The following is a 2,309-nucleotide window of genomic DNA, read 5'->3' as shown; positions in this document are numbered from 1 at the left end:
CAGGGGGTATCTGCTACACTCCGCCGCCCACGTGACCCATGCCATACGCCCGTAAGGGAACCAGTGGAGGGCAGGGCCCGTTGACCCCCTCCTGTCGGCGGGGGTGGCTCGTCCTTCCGGGCGCCGTTTCGGGGCATTCGCCCTGCTTACGATGGTCGGGAGCCGGGGCGTGACCGCCTCGGCTCCCGCATGCCCGGGCGCCCGGGCCCCCTCGCGTCCGGAACATTCAGAACCTTGTAGGAGCCACCCCCATGCGCCGCCTCTCCCGCTCCCTCGGGCTGTCCGCCGCCCTGGCCCTCGCCGGCCTGGCCGTCACCGGATGCGGCGGCGGTGCCGAGGCCGAGGAGAAGCCGGGCCGGAAGGCATCGTCGTCCTCGTCGTCCTCGTCGTCCGCATCGGCGGGCTCGCAGGCCTCGCCGTCCCCGGGCCCCGTGACCCTGACCGAGAAGCCCGCGCCCCCGGCGACGATGCTGCCCGGTGCCGCGCGGACCGTCCGGCCCGAGATCGCCCCGGCCAACGGCGAGAAGGTCGGCGTCGGCCAGCCCATCGCCCTGGTCTTCAAGCAGCAGAAGGTCTCCAAGGAGCTGCGCGCCGACATCGAGGGCCGGTTGAAGGTCTCCACCTCGCCGAAGGTCGCGGGCGCCTGGCACTGGAACGAGACCAAGGGCGACACGCGCGTCCACTTCCGTCCCGAGAAGTACTGGCCCGCAGGGGCCGAGGTCACCCTGGACGCCCGGCTCGCGGGCGTGAAGCTCGCCGAGGGCACGGCCGCCGCCGGGGACCGCACGGTCTCCTTCACCATCGGCGACTCGATGGTCAGCACCGTCGACCTCAAGGCCCGCAAGCTGACCGTCGTCCGCAACGGCAGGACGCTGCGCACGATCCCGGTCAGCGGCGGCGACGAGAGCAAGGGCTTCGGTACCCGCGAGGGCATCAAGACGATCCTGGCCAAGGAGGGCCGGGTCGTCATGGACTCGCTCTCCATCGGCATCCCGCGCAACCACCCCGACGGCTTCTACGGGTCCTACGACTACAGCATGCGCGAGACGATCAGCGGCGAGTACGTGCACGCGGCTCCCGACAACGCCGAGTCGTTCGGCAAGGAGAACGTCAGCCACGGCTGCATCGGCATGTCGACGGAAGACGCCAAGTGGCTCTACGGGCTGAGCCTGAAGGGCGACGTCGTCCAGGTCACCGGCAGCATCAAGCCCAAGCCGATGGACCGCTTCGGCAACGGCTACGGCGACTGGAACATCAGCTGGCAGGAGTGGCTGGAGGGCAGCGCGCTCGGTCTCCGCACAGGGGCCTGACCTCGGTGTCCGTCCCCGGTACCCAGGTTTATCCACAGGGCTGAACGCGTTTCGTCTTCCGTCCGTATGGTTCGGATGACGACCAGGACGGAACGGAGAGGCGGCGGACGCCATGGCCTTCATCGGGCGCGGAAAACAGGGGGAGAGCGCGCAGTACGCACTGCTGCCGCTGCGCATCTTCCTCGGCATCACCTTCATCTACGCGGGGCTCGACAAGATCACTGACTCCGGTTTCCTGGCGGACACCGGCCCCGGCTCGATCGGCGAGCTGATGCGTACGGTCCGCGGCTCGTCCGCCGTCCCGGACCTGGTCGACCTGGCCCTGAAGGACCCCGAGGGCTTCGGCTATGCCATAGGTCTCGGCGAGTTCGCGGTGGGCATAGGCACGCTCTTCGGCATATTCGCCCGCGTCGCCGCGGCGGGCGGCGCGCTCATCTCGCTCAGCCTCTGGCTGACGGTCAGCTGGCAGACCACGCCCTACTACTACGGCAACGACCTGATCTACCTGATGGCGTGGCTGCCGCTGGTGGTGGCGGGAGCGCCGGTGTGGTCGGTGGACGCGGGGCCGCTCCGGACGGCCCGCAAGCCCGCGCGCAAACCGCGGGCCAAGGCGCCCGGAAGGCCTTCCGGAAGGTCGTCCGGAAGGTCGTCCGGGAAAACGTCGGCCAAGTCGCCCGCCAAGCCACCGGCCAAGCCGGCCGCCAAGTCGCCTGCCAAGCCGGCCGCGAAACCGGCCGCCAAGCCCACGGGCAAGGCCACGCCCAAACCGACGCCCAAGTCCACGGTCAAGCCTGCCGCCAAGCCCGCAGCCAAACCTGCCGCCAAGCCGTCCGGCAAGCCGCAGCGGGGCCCGGGTGGCACCGGGCGGCGGTAGGCGATCGGCCGGGCAGGCGTACGGGGGCCGCCAGCCCGGGATGGCCGCCACCTCCGCGCCCCACGCCCGTCGGGGGCGTCCCGGCGCCGCGGCGAGCGGCTACCGCTCCCGCCCCGCCCCCCGCC

The 2,309-nt window shown here is 71.4% G+C and carries 1 protein-coding gene and 1 pseudogene; both read left to right on the top strand.

Translation table 11 applies throughout. The annotated features are described in order from the left end of the window. The first annotated feature begins 251 nt into the window (after positions 1-251). Positions 252-1,310 (top strand): L,D-transpeptidase, encoded by a 1,059-nt coding sequence (locus tag ACSNOG_RS32515; RefSeq protein ID WP_436756300.1) that lies wholly within the window; start codon positions 252-254, stop codon positions 1,308-1,310. Positions 1,311-1,422: 112 nt separating this feature from the next. Then, positions 1,423-1,872 (top strand): annotated as a pseudogene (locus ACSNOG_RS32510) (DoxX family protein); the annotation flags it as partial. Positions 1,873-2,309: the final 437 nt, after the last annotated feature.

Source organism: Streptomyces sp. URMC 124 (genome assembly GCF_051386455.1).
In the GTDB taxonomy this organism is placed as follows: Bacteria; Actinomycetota; Actinomycetes; order Streptomycetales; family Streptomycetaceae; genus Streptomyces.
This window is presented reverse-complemented; position numbering and strand designations above follow the sequence as displayed.